Genomic DNA, 17,099 nt, shown 5'->3' with positions numbered 1-17,099 from the left:
GGCGTCGCCGCGCGGCGGGACGCGAATGTCGCTATGGCGGTTAGTTGGGAACGGCGGTGGTCAGTTGCAAGGCGTGAAGCACCCCGCCCATGCGTCCGCCCAGCGCCGCATAGACGGCGCGCTGCTGCGCCACCCGGCTCATGCCCCGAAAGCTTTCGGACACGACCTTCGCCGCATAATGATCGCCGTCACCGGCCAGGTCGGTAATCTCGACCTGCGCATCCGGGATCGCGGTCTTGATCATCTCGGCAATATCGTCTGCTGCCATCGGCATGGCGATACCTGCCTTACTGCGCTTCGATGAACATGCGGCGGGCGATCACCGCCTGCTCGTCGAGCGCGGTGCGCACGCCGGCTTCGTCGATGTCGAGGCCGGCCTGGGTCATGTCGCCCAACAGCTTGCGGATGACATCCTCGTCGCCCGCTTCCTCGAAATCGGCCTGCACGACGGCCTTGGCATAGGCGTCGGTTTCCTCAGGGGTCAGGCCCATCTTCGCGGCCGCCCATTCGCCCAGCAGGCGGTTGCGGCGCGCCTGGATGCGGAACTGCATCTCCTGGTCGTGCGCGAACATATTTTCAAATGCGCGCTCGCGGTCGTCGAAAGTGGTCATGCGTGAAGCCCTGTTGAAATGCGTCTGTCGCGTTCAGAGATAGGCGGAACCGCGCCTTTAGGCAACGGCCGGCACCAGCCAGGGGCGCAAAGCCGCATCCTTCGCCTCGAACGCGTCGATCACATCCGCCTCGTCCAGGGTCAGGCCGATCTCATCCAGGCCGCCCAGCAGGCAATGCTTGCGGAACGGGTCGATCTCGAAGCTGAAGCGATCCTGATATTGGGTGGTGACGCTCTGCTGCTCCAGATCGACATGGATCGGATCGGTCTTGGCGACCTCCATCAGCCGGTCGATCGCCTCCTGCGGCAACACCACGGTCAATATGCCGTTCTTGAACGCATTGCCCGAGAAGATGTCGGAGAAGCTCGGCGCGATCACCACCTTGATGCCCAGGTCGCCAAGCGCCCAGGCGGCATGTTCACGGCTGGAGCCGCAGCCGAAATTGTCGCCCGCGATCAGGATCGGGCTGCCGGCATATTCGGGATCGTCGAAGACATTGTCCGGTTCCTTGCGCAGCACCTCGAACGCGCCCTTGCCAAGGCCGGCGCGCGAAATCGTCTTGAGCCAATGCGCCGGGATGACGATGTCGGTGTCGACATTCTTCATCCCGAACGGATAGGCTCGGCCGTCAACGGTAGTCAGCTTGTCCATCAGTGCGCCCGCTTCGCCTCCACCGCGGGACCGTCCTCAGCGCGGCCCAGCGTCGCGGCCATCGCCGCACTGGCCAGCGCACCCAGCGCCAGCACCCAGAATACCTTCTTCATGCGACCATCCCCTCTTTTTCACCCATCAATGCGCGCACATCGGTCAACCGGCCGGTCAGCGCGGCGGCCGCCGCCATTTCCGGCGAGACCAGATGCGTGCGCGACCCCGGACCCTGACGGCCCATGAAATTGCGGTTGCTGGTCGATGCGCAGCGTTCGCCGGCCGGCACCTTGTCCGGATTCATGCCCAGGCATGCCGAACAGCCCGGCTCGCGCCATTCGAAACCGGCGTCGAGGAAGATGCGGTCCAGCCCCTCGGCCTCGGCCATGCGCTTGACCAGGCCCGAACCCGGCACCACCATCGCATGCTTGATGCCGGCCGCGATATGCCGCCCCTTCAGCAGGCCGGCGGCGGCGCGCAGATCCTCGATCCGGCTGTTGGTGCAGCTGCCGATGAAGACATGCTCGATCGCGACATCTTCCATCTTCTGCCCGGCGATGAGGCCCATATAGTCGAGCGACTTCTGCGCGGCGGCGCGCTTCGACGCATCGGCGAAGCTTTCCGGATCCGGCACGACGCCGGTCACCGGCACGACATCCTCGGGGCTGGTGCCCCAGGTAACGTTGGGCACGATGTCGGCTGCGTCGATCACGACGGTCTTGTCGAAAGTCGCGCCTTCATCCGTGTGCAGCGTCTTCCACCAGGCCACGGCCGCATCCCAGTCGGCACCCTTGGGCGCCATCGGACGGCCCTCGATATAGGCGAAGGTCTTCTCGTCCGGCGCGAACAGGCCGGACCGGGCGCCCGCCTCGATCGACATGTTGGCAACGGTCAGGCGGCCCTCGATCGACATGTCGCGGAATACCGACCCGCGATATTCCATGACATAACCGGTGCCGCCCGCGGTGCCGATCGTGCCACAGATCGCCAGCGCCACATCCTTGGGGGTGACGCCATAGCCCAGCTCGCCCTCGACCACGACCTGCATGGTCTTCGACTGTTTCAGCAGCAGGGTCTGGGTGGCCAGCACATGCTCGACCTCGGACGTGCCGATGCCGAAGGCCAGCGCGCCCAGCGCGCCGTGCGAGCTGGTATGGCTGTCGCCGCACACCAGGGTGGTGCCCGGCAAGGTGAAGCCCTGTTCCGGGCCGACGACATGGACGATGCCCTGTTCCGGGTCCGCGTCACCGATCAGGCGCACGCCGAACTCCGGCGCATTGCGTTCCAGCGCGGCGAGCTGCTGCGCGCTTTCGGGGTCGGCGATCGGGATGCGATGACCGTCGGCGTCGCGGCGCGGCGTGGTCGGCAGATTATGGTCGGGCACCGCCAGGGTCAGGTCGGGCCGGCGCACCTTGCGCCCGGCGAGGCGTAGGCCTTCGAACGCCTGCGGGCTCGTCACTTCATGCACGAGGTGACGATCGATATAGATCAGGCAGGTTCCATCGGGACGCCGTTCAACGACATGCGCGTCCCAGATCTTCTCATAGAGGGTGCGTGGCTTAACCATGGTCCCCTCCCCCTAGACCCGTAAGGCGCCAGGGGAAAGGGGGAGAAACAGGCCTTGCGATGGAAAATGTGCGTTTTTCGCAAGGCTGAAGCAATAATGTTACGCCGCGCGATAATCCTCGACCACGCGGCCGACCGCCGCCAGCTCCGCCTCATGGCCCTCCTCGCGCCAGGTTTCGGCCAGCGCTGCCTGTTCCCATTCGCGCATCGCGGGATGGGCCAGCATGGTTTCGACCCAGCCGCGCGCGATCGGCCCGACATCCAGGCCATAGCTGCGCACCCGGAAGGCGACCGGCGCATAGAAGGCGTCGAGCGCGCTGAACTCCGCGCCGGCCAGATAGGGCCCGCCAAAGCGCGCCAGCCCCTGCTCCCAGAGTTCGCGCAGCCGGGCGATATCCTTGTTGAGCGCCGGCTCGATCAGGTTCAGCTCCACCCGCACCCCGACATTCATCGTGCAGGTCGACCGCAGCGCGGAAAAGCCGCTGTGCATTTCCGCCACCGCGCACTGGGCAAAGGCCCGCGCATCGGCGTCGGCGGGCCAGACGCCCGCATGCCGGTCGGCCAGATAGAGAAGGATGCCGAGCGAATCCCAGACCGTCCGGTCGCCATCGATCAGCGCGGGCACCTGCCCCGTCGGCGAAAAGCTGCGAAAGGCGCTGTAATTGACCGGCGCGGCAAAGGGCTCGATCCGATCGACGAAATCGATCCCCAGCCCCTTCATCAGCAGCCAGGGCCGCAGCGACCAGCTCGAATAATTCCGGTTGGCGGTGATGAGCGTATAGGCCATCGATCAATCTCCCCTTGGCGTGGTCGCGTCCCCTTAGCGCAACGGGGAACGGCCCGACAGGCGAAACGATCCACGGGTCTGACAAGCTGAGCTTATCAGGCGAGATGGCGAAGCTTGACGCGCCTCTGACGAGCAAGTGGAAAGCGGACCGGTTGCTTACCCTCTCCCGTTCACGGGAGAGGGAGGGGCCCGCACCATAGGCGTGGGAGGGTGAGGGCCTTCTGAAACAAGCGCCCCTCATCCAACTTCGCCTGGCCGGCTTTGCCGGCAAGGCTTCCTATCCTTCTCCCGCCAGCGGGAGAAGGAATGAGCGCTTCTGATCGGTTGCGGCTGGGCGGCTTTCGGCACCCTGATTTCGATCTGCTGGGCAACACGAACGGGTGGATCAGGGGACGGCCATTTTTATGCCGTCATCCCCGCGGAGGCGGGGATACATCTCACCAGCGTGGGGCCAGATGCAAGGTCAGGAGATGGATTCCCGCCTACGCGGGAATGACGAATAAGGGTGGGTTGGAGACTGTCTGCTTTTAGTGAAGTGAGTGGGAATATCTGACGCTGGCGGAGAAGGTCTCTTGGCAACACTTGCCCATTTGCGGACATCTAACGATCAGCTACGATGGCTGGATGGGAACCATACATTGCCCCGGCGGTCATGCCTTCTCCGATGGTGAAATACCGAGTCCTTACCAGTGGCAGCTTATATCGGAAGCTCGTTTCGAGGAGGCCTTCGACGAAGTGGAAGCGCTTGATTGGACATCAGAGTTTGCCGGAGATAAAGCGGATTGGGCCTTGCGCAGTCGAGGGCATGCCACATACCGCTGCCCTCAGTGCGATCGGATTCTTATTTTTGAGCAGGGGATAGACAAACCTGCGACAAGCTATCGCCGCGAATGACTGCTTCCCGAACGATTTGATCCCTAAGTCTTCGACTTGCCATATGGATGGGCGGCCGGTTTTAGTGACGCCGACGATCTAACGGGATGGCCAGAAATGGTCGCTTCCAGACCGACAGCTATTCCTCCCTCCCGCCGCAGCTCTTTCCTACACAGGGCTTTTTCTGTTCTATCCTGTCGGATGAACCAGCCCCTTCCTCCTCCGCCCGCCGCGCCGGCCCGGCGCCCTCGCCGCCAATGGACGCCCGATCGTCAGCGCCGCTTCCTCGCCGCGCTGCTCGAAACCGGCAATATCAGCCATGCCGCGCAGATGGTCGGCACGTCCCGTTCCAGCGCCCACCGGCTGCGCGATCAGCTCGCGGGCACCGGCTTCGACCGCTACTGGGCCAATGCGCTGGCGCTCCATGCCGCCCGCCGGGCTGATCCGCTCGCGCCGAACCGCCGACATAAGGGCCGATCGGCCGATAAATGGCGCCCGGCTGTCGCCTGACTGTCGCGTCGCTGTCGCTTCGGTGTGACCCCAGTGTCGCTTCAGTGTCGCTCCACTGTCGCTTCATGGGCGCGCGACAGGCGCGTTGTCGCCAAAATCGCCCCGAAATCACGACGCATGACGGTGTGAACTTTCAACTGTCGCGTCATTTCCCCCTCGCCCCTAGAGCGATTTCCAAGCAATCGGCATCGATTGCTGATTAAGAAATCGCGGTAAAACAAATAATAGCCAAGCCCTTGCAGGCGCGGCACTAAGGCGGCCCCGGCGGGCGGGCGACCGTTCGTGCCAGGGCCAGAACAGGGAGCATTTCGTGAACCGACGCCAATTCCTCACCACCAGCGGCGCCACGGCGCTGGCCGCATCCGCCCCGCGCGCCTTTGCGCAGCCGGGATCGCAGGATGCCCGCCTGCGCGCCATGCTGGACGGCTTCTTCTATGAGCGGCTGGACGACAGCCCGGAACAGGCGACCCGCCTTGGCCTCGACACCGGCGCCCGCGCGGCGCTGCGCGGCAAGCTCAGCGATACCAGCGCCGCCGGCGCCGCGCGCGACCTGGCCCGCACCAAGACGCAGGCCAAGCAACTGGCGGGTCTGGACCGCGCGGCGCTCAGCCCGGCCAGCCAGCTCGACTATGATGTCGTCGCCTATCAGCTCGACCGCGCGGTGGGTGGCGAGCGTTTCGCCTATGGCGAGACGGCGGGCCGCTATGCGCCCTATATCCTGAGCCAGTTGACCGGCTCCTATCGCGAGACGCCCGATTTCCTCGACAGCCAGCACCGGGTGAAGGACGCGGCCGATGCCGACGCCTATCTAGCGCGGCTGGAGGCCTTCCCCGTCAGCATGGATGGCGAGTTGGAGCGGCAGAAGGCGGACGCGGCCAAGGGCGTGTTCGCGCCCGACTATATCCTCGACACGACGATGAAGATGCAGGCGGCGCTGCGCGACCAGCCCGCCGCCCAGACCGTGCTGGTGGCGAGCTTTGCCAAGAAGCTGGCCGCCGCCGGCCTGCCGCCCGAACGCGCGGCGCAGGCGGAAAAGATCGTCGCGGAAAAGGTCTTCCCCGCGGTCGATCGCCAGCGCGCGCTGGTGCAGCAGTTGCGCGCCAAGGCGGTGCATGACGCCGGCTGCTGGCGCCTGCCCGATGGCGAGGCCTTCTACGCCGCCGCCGCCGAGGCCGCGACCACGACCCGGCTGACCGGCGACGAGATCCACCAGATGGGCCTGGATCAGGTCGCCAGCATCTCGTCGCGGATCGACGCGATCCTGAAGGGCGAAGGGATGAGCCAGGGCAGCGTCGGCGACCGTCTGGTCGCGCTCAACAAGCGCCCCGATCAACTCTACCCCAATACCGATCCGGGCCGGGAGGCACTGTTGGCGCAGCTCAACAGCCAGATCAAGGCGATGCAGGCGCGGCTGGGCGAGGCGTTCAACACCGTGCCCAAGGCGCCGGTCGAGGTGCGCCGCGTGCCGGTGACGATCCAGGCGGGCGCGCCGGGCGGCTATTATCAGAATGCCTCGCTCGACGGGTCGCGGCCGGCCATCTATTTCATCAACCTGCGCGACACGTTCGACCGGCCGAAATTCGGCCTCGCCACGCTGACCCATCATGAGGCGGTGCCGGGCCACCATCTGCAGGTGACGGTGGCGCTGGAATCGGATTCGATTCCCATGATCCGCCGCCGCGGCTTCTACAGCGGCTATTCCGAAGGCTGGGCGCTCTATTCCGAGCAGCTGGCCGACGAGATGGGCATGTACAAGGGCGATCCGCTGGGCCAGGTCGGCTATCTCCAGTCGCTGCTGTTCCGCGCCACCCGTCTGGTGGTCGACAGCGGCATGCACGCCAAGCGCTGGAGCCGCGAGAAGGCGACCGATTATCTGATCGCCACCACCGGCATCGCACGCGGCCGCAGCCAGGGCGAGATCGACCGCTACACCGTCTGGCCGGGCCAGGCGTGCAGCTACAAGATCGGCCACACCGTGTGGAACGACCTGCGCGAGCAAGTGAAGACGGCGCAGGGCGACAAGTTCGACCTCAAGCAGTTCCATGAGGTGCTGACGCTGGGCGCGATGCCGCTCGACATATTGAAGCAGGCCGTGCGCCAGCGGGCGGGGATCGCTTAAACGCCTCCCCTTTGGGGCAGACAAAAAACGGCCCGGTGGTGCGCCACCGGGCCGTCGAGGGTCCTTCCACCCAAATCGCGAGAGGAGTGTCGAATTCCCCGCGAACTGGCTGTCTTCACGGCCCCGGCCGCGAAACTGCAATCTTCCATGCTTGTTACGCTTGCGGAACCCATCTTCCCGACAAGCATCGGGATATCGCCGGGAAGATGGGGCGCCTGCGGTGTTTAGGCCGCAAACTGGTTCCCCCGCGGCCTTTAGGCCGCGAATTGATTCATCGTGTTGTGGGCGCCGCCGGCCTTGAGCGCGGCTTCGCCGGCGAAATATTCCTTATGGTCGTCACCAATGTCGGAGCCGGCCATATTCTGGTGCTTCACGCAGGCTAGCCCCTCGCGGATTTCCCGCCGCTGCACGCCCTCGACATAGGCCAACATTCCGGCATCACCGAAATAGCCCCTGGCGAGATTGTCGGTGCTGAGCGCGGCGGTGTGATAGGTCGGCAGGGTGATGAGGTGGTGGAAGATGCCTGCCTGCGCCGCCGCATCCTTCTGGAAGGTGCGGATGCGTTCGTCCGCCTCGACGCCGAGGTCGGTGGCGTCATAGTCCGCGCTCATCAGCCTCGCCCGGTCATAGGCACTGACATCCTTGCCCGCCGCTTCCCAGGCGTCGAACACCTGCTGGCGGAAGTTCAGTGTCCAGTTGAAGCTGGGCGAGTTGTTATAGACCAGCTTGGCATTGGGGATCACCTCGCGGATGCGGCTGACCATGCCGCCGATCTGGCCGATATGCGGCTTTTCGGTTTCGATCCACAGCAGGTCGGCGCCATTCTGGAGCGCGGTGATGCAGTCGAGGACGCAGCGATCCTCGCCGGTGCCGGCGCGGAACTGATAGAGGTTCGACGGCAGGCGCTTGGGCTTCAGCAATTGCCCGTCGCGGCTGATGAGGACGTCGCCATGGCCGATCGCGCCGGCATCGACCGGATCGCAATCGAGGAAGCCATTATACAGGTCGCCAATGTCGCCCGCTTCGCGGGTGAAGGCGATCTGCTTGGTGAGGCCCGCGCCCAGCGAGTCGGTGCGCGCGACGATCACGCCGTCGTCGACGCCCAGTTCCAGGAAGGCGTAGCGGACCGCCCGGATCTTCGCGAGGAAGTCTTCGTGCGGGACGGTGACCTTGCCGTCCTGATGGCCGCACTGTTTTTCGTCCGAGACCTGGTTCTCGATCTGGATGCAGCAGGCGCCGGCCTCGATGAACTTCTTGGCGAGCAGATAGGTCGCCTCGGCATTGCCGAAGCCGGCGTCGATGTCGGCGACGATCGGAACGATATGGGTTTCGTAATTGTCGATCTGCTGCTGCAGCTTGGCGGCGCGAACCTCGTCGCCTTCCGCGCGGGCCTTGTCGAGATCGCGGAACAGGCCGCCCAGCTCGCGGGCGTCGGCCTGGCGCAGGAAGGTGTAGAGTTCCTCGATCAGCGCCGGGACGCTGGTCTTTTCATGCATCGACTGGTCGGGCAGCGGGCCGAACTCGCTGCGCAGCGCCGCGACCATCCAGCCCGAAAGATAGAGATAGCGGCCCTTGGTGGTGCCGAAATGCTTCTTGATGCTGATCATCTTCTGCTGGCCGATGAAGCCGTGCCAGCAGCCCAGCGACTGAGTGTAGTTGGCCGGATCGGCATCATAGGCGGCCATGTCGGCGCGCATGATCTTCGCGGTGTAGCGGGCGATGTCGAGGCCGCTCTGGAACCGGTTTTGCAGGCGCATCCGGGCGACGGATTCGGGCGCGATGCCGTCCCAATGGCCCTGGCCGCCGATCAGCGTGTCGGCCTTCGCGATTTCACTTTGATAGGTCATGTCGTCATTCCCTCGGGGTGAGCTGCAAGAAAGAATGACAGCGAAGTAGACACAGGAAACGGGGTGCGGCACCCCTGCCAAAGTCCAGTTGTCGATCTTTACAAAAATCTGCTGTAAAGTTGTAAAGAGCGTACAGGAGTCGGTGCCATGGCCAAGGATCGTCCCGTCTATATGGGGCCGCGATTGCGGCGATTGCGGCGCGAGCTGGGCCTGACGCAGGCGGACATGGCCAATGATCTGGAGATCAGCGCCTCCTATGTCGCGCTGCTGGAGCGTAACCAGCGGCCGCTGACCGCCGACATGCTGCTGCGCCTTGCCCGCACCTACAAGCTCGACATGGCCGAGGTGGCGGGCGACGGCGGCGCGGAGCAGACGGCACGACTACAGGCGGTGCTGAAAGACCCGATGTTCGCCGATATCGACCTGCCGCAACTGGCGACCGGCGATGTCGCGGTCAATTACCCCGGCATTACCGAGGTTTTGCTGCGGCTCTACACCAGCTATCGCGAGGAGCATCTGGCGCTGGCGGACCGGGGGGCGGAGGCGGAGCCGCAGGAGGATGGCGCCGATCCGGTGGCGGAGGCGCGGCGCTTCATCGCCGCGCGGCGCAATAGTTTTCCGCTGCTCGACGATGCGGCCGAGAAGCTGGCGGCGGAAGCGGAGGCCGAGGGGGGGCTGGCCGGCTGGCTCAAGGCGCGGCACAATTTGCGGGTACGGCGATTGCCGTCGGACGTAATGGCGGGATCGATGCGGCGGCTCGACCGGCATCGCGACGCAGTGCTGCTGGACGATGCGCTGGATGGCGCCAGCTCCGCCTTTCAACTGGCGCTCCAGATCGCCTATCTGGAGATGCGCAAGGGCTTCGATACGCTACTGAAGGACGGACAGTTCGCCAGCGAAAGCGGGCGGCGGCTCGCCCGGCGGGCGCTGGCCGGCTATGGCGCGGCGGCAATCCTGATGCCCTATACCGCCTTCGCCAAGGCGGTGGAGGCCAGGCGCTATGATGTCGAGGCGCTGGCTCGGCAGTTCGGCGTCAGCTTCGAGCAAGCGGCGCACCGGCTGACCACGTTGCAAAAGCCGGGGCAGGAACGCGTCCCCTTCTTCTTCCTGCGGGTCGACCAGGCCGGCAATGTCTCCAAGCGGCTGGACGGGGCCGGCTTTCCCTTTGCCCGCCATGGCGGCTCCTGCCCGCTCTGGTCAGTGCATCGCGTGTTCGAAACACCGCGCGAGGTGGTGACGCAATGGCTGGAACTGCCCGACGGCCAGCGTTTCTTCTCGGTCGCGCGCACCGTCACCGCCGGCGGCGGCAGCTGGGGCGCGGCGAAGGTGGAGCGGGCAATCGCGCTGTGCTGCGCCGCCGACCATGCCCATCGGCTGGTCTATAGCCAGGATGCGCCGCCGCCCGCGCCGACGCCGATCGGCGTCACCTGTCGCCTGTGCCACCGCAGCCAGTGCATGGCCCGGTCTGCCCCGCCGATCGGCCGCGACATGCTGCCCGACGATTATCGGCGGACGCGGGCGCCGTTCGGCTTTGCCGATGGTTAAGCGAACGGATGGGGGATAGGGGTTGATGGATGAGGAGATGCCGCCGATGGGACAGCCGCCCGCTCTTTCGAAGCGATCGCTGGCGATTGCCGGGCTGTCGACCATCGTCGAATGGTATGACTTCACCCTCTATCTCTATCTCGCCTCCCTGCTGTCGCGCATCTTCTATGGCGGGGGCGCGGCGGGCGTGGGGCATGTGCTGGCGGGCTTTGCGATCGCCTATCTGATGCGGCCATTAGGGGCGATATTCTTTGGCCATATCGGCGATCGCCATGGCAGGCGGCCGACCATGTTGCTGTCGATGGCGCTGATGAGCGCGGCGATGCTGGCGACCGCGCTGCTGCCGACACAGGCGCAGGCTGGGGCGATGGCGGGATGGCTGCTGCTGGCGCTGCGCTGTGTCATGGCCTTCTCGGTCGGGGGCGAATATACCGGCGTCGTCGCCTACCTGCTGGAAGGGGCGCCGCCCGGTCGGCGCGGCCTCATCACATCCCTGGCGTCAGCGGCGAGCGAGGTCGGCGGGCTGCTGGCGGTGGCGCTGTCCGCCCTGACCGTGGCGCTGCTGGACGAGGTGGCGCTGGCCGACTGGGGCTGGCGCATGCCCTTTCTGGTCGGCGCGGGTCTCGCCGCCCTCATCCTGCTGGCGCGATCGCGGATCGAGGAATCGCCCGATTTCCTGGCGCAGCGCGCCCGTGGAAGCATCCCGGCCCAACCCCTGCGCCTCAGCCTGCGCGCCTATCGGCCGGCGATCGGCCGCGGCTTTGCCATTTCGGCACTGGGGTCGATCACCTATTATGTCGGCATCGTCTATGTGCCGAGCTTCCTGATCGGGGCCGGCCGCATGGGCGAGGCCGATGCGCTGACACTCTCGACGCTGGCGGCACTGGTGGTGATCCTGGTGACGCCGCTGGTCGGTGCCTTGTCCGACCGGATCGGGCGGCGGCCGGTTCTGATCGCGCTGGCGCTCGCCGGTGTGGCGCTGCCGGCCCTGCTCTTTGCCCTGATGGCGCAGGGCAGCGCATTGGGCGGCGCGCTGATCGGCGCGGTCCTGCTGGCGGCGCTGGGCGGGGCAGTGAGCGCGGTCGGCGCCGTGACCACCGCCGAGCAATTTCCCGGCGAAGGGCGGCTGAGCGGCCTTGCCTTTGGCGCGACCGGCGCGACGGCGCTGTTCGGCGGCCTTACCCCCTATCTGTCGCACCAGCTGACACAGGCAAGCGGATGGGCGTCCGCGCCCGGATGGCTGATCGCGATCGTGGCGCTCGGCGTATTTCCGGTGCTCTGGCGCCTACCCGAAAGCGCGCCAAAGCGACAACAGCCCTGCTGAGCCCCCTTCCCGCATGGCCCTCTCTCCGCTAGCGCATGCGCCACAAAAGAAAGGGGAGCATCCTTAATGCGTTTGACGATTTCGCTGGCCGCGCTCGCGCTGGCCATCATGCCCATGGCCGTGCAGGCCCAGGACGGGGACAAGAAGAAGAATGAGGCACCGGCCGTTGAGGCTGGCGTGCCCGCCCCCAATGTCTCGGTCACCCATCATAAGGGCGTGTTCGGCGGCAAGGCGATCAGCTACACCGCGACCACCGGCGAAACCTATCTGAAGGACAAGGACGGCAAGCCGCTCGCGGCGATCTATGCCACCTCCTATGTCAAGGATGGCGGCGACAAGAAGCGCCCGATCACCTTCCTCTATAATGGCGGCCCCGGCTCGGGCTCGCTCTGGCTGCATATGGGCGCCTTCGGCCCCAAGCGCGTGGTGCTGCCCGACGCACAGGATGACGGCGCGCCGCCCTATCCGCTGGTCGACAATGCGGAATCGCTGCTCGACGTCACCGATCTCGTCTTCATCGATCCGGTCGGCACCGGCTTTTCCCACGCCATCGGCAAGAAGGATCCCAAGGATTATTGGGGGGTGTCGGCCGACGCCAAGTCGATCGCTGAATACATCCGCCTGTGGCTCAATGAGAATGGCCGCTGGTCCTCGCCCAAGTTCATCGGCGGCGAAAGCTATGGCACCACCCGTTCGGTCGCGCTGATCAATGAGCTTGAAGGCAGCTATAACGACGTCGCGGTCAACGGCATCATCCTGATCTCGTCGATCCTCGACTTCGGCGCATCGGCCGAGGTGCAGGGCAATGAAATGCCCTATATCCTCAATCTCCCCTCGATGGCGACGACCGCCTGGTATCACAAGAAAATGGGCAATCCGCCCGCCACCGTCGCCGAAGCCGCCCAGCAGGCCCGCGCCTTCGCGATCGGCCCCTATGCCGCCGCGCTGCTGAAGGGCAATCAGTTGTCGGACCAGGAACGCGCCAGCGTCCGTGCCGAACTCGCCCGCCTCACCGGCCTGTCGGAGCAGTTTGTCGACCATGCAGAACTGCGCATTTCGCCCGGCCGTTTCTACAAGGAATTGCTGCGCGATCGCGGCGTCTCCATCGGTCGCCTCGACACCCGCTACACCGGCAAGGATTATGATGCGGCCGGCGAGGAGCCGGACAATGACCCCAGCTTCTACGCGATCGACGGCGCCTATACCGCCGCGATGAACAGCTATGCCCGCGACGAGCTGAAGTACAAGACCGACCGCAGCTATGTGACGATCGGCGGGGTCAGCGGCTGGGACTGGAAGCTGCAGGGGCAGCGCGGCCGCGACGGCGAAGTTTACGCCAGTGTTGCCCCTTATCTGAGCAAGGCCTTGCGCGAGAATAGCGGCCTCAAGGTGTTCGTCGGCCAGGGCTGGTATGATTTCGCCACCCCCTTCTTCGGCGCGGAATATGCGATGAGCCGCACCGGCTTCGATCCCGCGCGGATCCAGTATCATTATTATGATGCCGGCCACATGATGTATGTCCGCCCCGACGACCTGCGCAAGCTGAGCGCGGATATCCGGGCGTTCATCTCGCAGCGATGATGATGCCGCCCGCCCGGAAAACAGCCGGGCGGGCGCTGTCTTCGCCTGCGAGACCATCCATCGCCATTCCTGCCCGCCTATAGGCATTTCACACGAATATATCCGCTGCCGCCCGTCCGATAATATGTCTTCCAGAACAAGGGTCGCTTTGTCTTTTCACAGGGGCAAGGGGCGTTGGCGCGACAATCGGACCATGCAGGCTCAAGCGGGCGATCGTTACGCGCTGCGATGCTGACGGTGTTCCTCGCAGCCGTCGCACCGTCGCAAGTCCGCGCCCAGGAAAGCGCCGACAGCTCCCCGCTCGCACATGATTCAGGCGAAACGGCATCGCCTGCCGCCCTGACCGTGAACGAGGCCATCTCCTTCGATCTCGCCAGCCTCACGCCGGAAAAGCAGCGGGAAACCGAACTGCCGGACGGTGTCGGTCCATCCATTACCGTCGATACAGATAGCCCGGCTGCAATCGATCCCGACCGTTACCGGTCGCTCGGCAGCCGGATGGCGGCGGCCAAATGGGAAACATTGGGACTCTTCGCCTATATCACCGCTACCCAGGCCTATTGGACCGACGACACGACATCCTTTCATTTCAAGGATGAAGGATGGTTCGGCAAGAACACCAACAATCTTGGCATCGACAAGCTGACACACGCCTTCAATGCCTATCTCTTCGCCGAATTTCTGGGCGCGCGCATCGCCCGCAAGACTGATGACCGGGCTGCCGCCGCCTTGCCGGCCGCTATGCTGTCGACCGCGCTGCAATTCTACGGCGAATTTTGGGATGGGCATAAGAGCGACAGCGGCTTTTCCTACCAGGATATCGCCTTCAATACTGCCGGTGCCGCTTTCTCGGTGCTGCGTCACACCGTACCGGGGCTGGAGGAGAAGCTGGATTTCCGGCTGATGATGGTGCCCAATTCCAACGTCTACAGCTTCAAGGGGAAGCGCCATTATGAACAGCAGCATTTCCTGCTGTCGCTCGAACTGGCCGGGTTCAGGAAATTGGAGGCTACCCCGTTACGGCTCGTCGAATTGCAGGTCGGCTATCGCGGCAAGGATTTCACCCTTGCCGACCGCGCCGCCGGCATCCCCCCGAAACGCGACATCTTCTTCGGCGTCGCGCTCAACATCAAGCAACTCTTCTTCAAGAACAGCCGGTCGCGCGTCGGCCGCATGATCGGCAGCGGCCTCAACTATTTCCAGCTCCCCTATACTGGCATCTATGACTATTATTGAACCTTGCCGCGCGCGCAGGCCAGCACCGTAACAATCCCCCTTTAACGCCCGTAAAATCCCCCTATGCTCCTGCCTAGCAAGGGAGATTCAATCATATGCGCCACGCGCTCACGGCCTTTCTGGCCGCTGTCAGCTTTTCGTCCATCGCCGTCGCCCAAACCCCGGCTGCGCCGCCGCCGGCTCAGCCAGCCATGGTCCAGCCGACGCCCACGCCGCAGAGCGAACTGCCTGGCCTGATCGCCAGGGACATGGAGGGGCTGATGACGCTCTATCGCGACCTGCATGCCAATCCCGAGCTTTCGCTGCAGGAGGTGAACACCGCCGCCAAGCTGGCCAAGCGACTGAAAGCGATGAAGTTCGACGTGACCGAGAAGGTCGGCGGCACCGGCGTCGTCGCGGTGATGAAGAATGGCTCGGGCCCCGTGCTGCTGATCCGCGCCGATATGGACGGCCTGCCGGTGGTCGAGCAGACCGGCCTCGACTTCGCGTCCAAGGTCCGCACCAAGACGCCCGAGGGGGTCGAAACCGGCGTGATGCACGCCTGCGGCCATGACACCCACATGACCGCCTTCATCGAGACCGCCAAGCTGCTGTCGAGCCAGAAGGACAAGTGGAAGGGCACGCTGGTGATGATCCTCCAGCCGGCCGAGGAAGTGGGCAAGGGCGCCCGCGACATGCTGGAGGACGGGCTCTACACCCGATTCCCGCGCCCGACCCATGCCATCGCCTTCCATGACGCCGCCAATCTCCAGGCCGGCGTCGTCGGCTATACGCCGGGCTATGCCCTCGCCAATGTCGACAGCGTCGATATCGTGGTGAAGGGGCTGGGCGGCCATGGCGCCTATCCGCAGACGACCCGCGACCCGATCGTCCTTGGCTCGCGCATCGTCACCTCGCTGCAGACCCTGGTCAGCCGCGAACAGGATCCGCAGGATCCCGCCGTCGTCACCGTCGGCAGCTTCCAGGCCGGCGCCAAGCACAACATCATCCCCGACCAGGCGCTGCTCCTCCTGACCGTGCGCAGCTATTCGGACGAGACCCGCGCCAAGCTGATCAAGGGGATCGAGCGGATCGCCCGTGGCGAGGCGATTGCGGCGGGCGTGCCCGACGACAAGATGCCGGTCGTCAGCGTCAAGGACGAGTTCACGCCGTCCACCTACAACCCGCCCGAATTTGCCGAACAGATGGGCGCGCTGCTCAAGGGGCATTTCGCCGAGGGCCGCGTGGTCAAGACCCCGGCGGTGATGGGCGGCGAGGATTTCGGCCGCTTCTACCGCGCCGACAAGTCGATCAACAGCTTCATCTTCTGGGTCGGCGGCGTGCCGGCGGACAAGATGGCGGCAGCCGAGGCCGGCCAGATCACCCTGCCCTCGCTGCATAGTCCATTCTGGGCGCCGGAGGCCGACAAGGTGATCGCCACCGCCAGCGAGGCGATGACCGTCCTCGCCATGGATATCCTGAAGAAGGACTAAGCCTGGTCGCTGACCGCGCAGCGGCGCCGATGGATGTCCATCAGCGCCAGCGCGGTCAGCGCCACACCCAGCCCCAGGATCATGTCGATCAGATAATGGGTGCCCTCGACCGGCGTGGACAGCAGCATCGCCGCGTTGAGCGCGACGATCGGCCAGCGCAACGCCGCGATCCGCCAGCCCGCCGCGATATACAGCACCGCCGCCGCGGTATGGAAGCTGGGCGCCGATACGATGCCGCGCAACTGCCCCAGATCGATGGCATGGACCGCATGCGTCCGCAGCGCCGGGATCAGCCCCTGCTGCCACAGCTCGCTTTCGGGCATGTAGCGGATCGGTTCGTGCCACAGATAGGAAAAGGGGCCGACCGCCGGCATCAGGCTGAACAGGATCAGGGTAATGACCGCCGCCAGCCAGAAGGTCGCGATGAAGCGCCAGGCCCGTTCCTGCTCGCCCGCCCGCGCCATGCACCATAGCAGCAGGGCCGGCGTCACATAGATGCTGCGATAGGCGGCCGTTTCCAGAAATTGGAGGCCCCGGTGCGATGCCGTCAGCCGATACCAATGGAGCCAGTCGAACCCCAGCGCCGCGTCGATGCGCTGCAAGGTCGCGTCGGCATAGCCATGGGTCAGCGCCGCCACGGGATAGCTGGCCGCCGCCCCCATGACCGAGATCAGCGTGAACAGGCCGACATAGGTGGCAAATGGCGCCACCGTCCCGGCATGGCGCCAGCCGCTGCGCGGCAGGCCAAAGCGCAACACCAGCAACAGCGCCGCCGCCGCGCCATAGGCGATACTGCTCGGCTGCCAGAAGTCGATGCGCAAGTCCGCCATGTCCAGCAGCAGGGCGAGCAGCAGCATGCTCCCGCCCAGCGCCGCCAGAAAATGCCGCCGGATTGCCAATGGTCGCGTGACAATCGGCACCAGACGCACCGTCTGCGCGGCAACAGGCTCAGCCAGGGGCCAGGAGGTTTCGATCGACGGCAT

General features: G+C 65.2%; 14 protein-coding genes. 7 read left to right on the top strand and 7 right to left on the bottom strand.

Annotated elements, in window-relative coordinates; translation table 11 throughout:
• Positions 1–40 precede the first annotated feature (40 nt).
• The 5 genes from DIZ22_RS01185 to DIZ22_RS01165 form a co-directional block, all read right to left on the bottom strand.
• Positions 41–274 carry a BolA family transcriptional regulator gene (locus DIZ22_RS01185; protein ID WP_004210906.1) on the bottom strand — a complete coding sequence of 78 codons (234 nt, stop codon included), beginning with the start codon at positions 272–274 and terminating at the stop codon, positions 41–43.
• A 13-nt stretch (positions 275–287) separates the two neighbouring features.
• Positions 288–611, bottom strand: coding sequence for a DUF1476 domain-containing protein (locus DIZ22_RS01180; RefSeq protein WP_004210904.1), 324 nt, complete (start codon positions 609–611; stop codon positions 288–290).
• Between the two features lie 57 nt (positions 612–668).
• Positions 669–1,262 carry a 3-isopropylmalate dehydratase small subunit gene (gene leuD / locus DIZ22_RS01175; RefSeq protein ID WP_010337589.1) on the bottom strand — a complete coding sequence of 198 codons (594 nt, stop codon included), beginning with the start codon at positions 1,260–1,262 and terminating at the stop codon, positions 669–671.
• Between the two features lie 109 nt (positions 1,263–1,371).
• Positions 1,372–2,823: a 3-isopropylmalate dehydratase large subunit gene (gene leuC / locus DIZ22_RS01170; protein WP_048938739.1), complete on the bottom strand. Its 1,452-nt coding sequence runs from the start codon at positions 2,821–2,823 to the stop codon at positions 1,372–1,374.
• 99 nt (positions 2,824–2,922) lie between these two features.
• The gene (locus tag DIZ22_RS01165) at positions 2,923–3,609 is read right to left on the bottom strand and encodes a glutathione S-transferase family protein (protein WP_048938740.1); all 687 of its coding nucleotides are present in this window, start codon (positions 3,607–3,609) and stop codon (positions 2,923–2,925) included.
• 1,074 nt (positions 3,610–4,683) lie between these two features.
• Between DIZ22_RS01165 and DIZ22_RS01160 the strand changes: the two genes are divergently transcribed.
• Together DIZ22_RS01160 and DIZ22_RS01155 are read left to right on the top strand one after the other, a co-directional pair.
• Positions 4,684–4,992, top strand: a complete 309-nt coding sequence (locus tag DIZ22_RS01160) for a hypothetical protein (protein WP_048938742.1) — start codon at positions 4,684–4,686, stop codon at positions 4,990–4,992.
• 310 nt (positions 4,993–5,302) lie between these two features.
• Entirely contained in the window at positions 5,303–7,111 is a 1,809-nt protein-coding gene (locus DIZ22_RS01155; RefSeq protein ID WP_048938743.1) for a DUF885 family protein, read from the top strand.
• Positions 7,112–7,365: 254 nt separating this feature from the next.
• Here DIZ22_RS01155 and DIZ22_RS01150 read toward each other — a convergent pair whose 3' ends face one another.
• A complete protein-coding gene (locus DIZ22_RS01150; protein ID WP_048938744.1) occupies positions 7,366–8,958 on the bottom strand; it encodes an isocitrate lyase in 1,593 nt (530 codons plus the stop codon).
• A gap of 147 nt (positions 8,959–9,105) precedes the next feature.
• Here DIZ22_RS01150 and DIZ22_RS01145 point away from each other — a divergent pair, with 147 nt between their 5' ends.
• The 5 genes from DIZ22_RS01145 to DIZ22_RS01125 all read left to right on the top strand — a co-directional run bounded on the left by DIZ22_RS01145 (position 9,106) and on the right by DIZ22_RS01125 (position 16,116).
• Positions 9,106–10,503 carry a helix-turn-helix transcriptional regulator gene (locus DIZ22_RS01145; RefSeq protein WP_122927859.1) on the top strand — a complete coding sequence of 466 codons (1,398 nt, stop codon included), beginning with the start codon at positions 9,106–9,108 and terminating at the stop codon, positions 10,501–10,503.
• Positions 10,504–10,549: 46 nt separating this feature from the next.
• Positions 10,550–11,827: an MFS transporter gene (locus DIZ22_RS01140; protein WP_048938768.1), complete on the top strand. Its 1,278-nt coding sequence runs from the start codon at positions 10,550–10,552 to the stop codon at positions 11,825–11,827.
• Positions 11,828–11,893: 66 nt separating this feature from the next.
• The gene (locus tag DIZ22_RS01135; protein WP_048938746.1) at positions 11,894–13,408 is read left to right on the top strand and encodes a peptidase S10; all 1,515 of its coding nucleotides are present in this window, start codon (positions 11,894–11,896) and stop codon (positions 13,406–13,408) included.
• Positions 13,409–13,636: 228 nt separating this feature from the next.
• Positions 13,637–14,644 carry a DUF2279 domain-containing protein gene (locus DIZ22_RS01130; protein ID WP_048938747.1) on the top strand — a complete coding sequence of 336 codons (1,008 nt, stop codon included), beginning with the start codon at positions 13,637–13,639 and terminating at the stop codon, positions 14,642–14,644.
• Positions 14,645–14,739: 95 nt separating this feature from the next.
• A complete protein-coding gene (locus DIZ22_RS01125; RefSeq protein ID WP_048938748.1) occupies positions 14,740–16,116 on the top strand; it encodes an amidohydrolase in 1,377 nt (458 codons plus the stop codon).
• On the opposite strand, the gene DIZ22_RS01120 is transcribed toward DIZ22_RS01125, so the two are convergent.
• Positions 16,113–17,099, bottom strand: coding sequence for a phosphatase PAP2 family protein (locus tag DIZ22_RS01120; protein WP_048938749.1), 987 nt, complete (start codon positions 17,097–17,099; stop codon positions 16,113–16,115). The two genes, DIZ22_RS01125 and DIZ22_RS01120, sit on opposite strands and share 4 nt — an antisense overlap.

Source organism: Sphingobium sp. LF-16 (genome assembly GCF_003711185.1).
Taxonomy (GTDB): domain Bacteria; phylum Pseudomonadota; class Alphaproteobacteria; order Sphingomonadales; family Sphingomonadaceae; genus Sphingobium; species Sphingobium yanoikuyae_A.
Note: the sequence above shows the minus strand (reverse complement) of the source record. Positions and strands in the feature narration are given on the sequence as shown.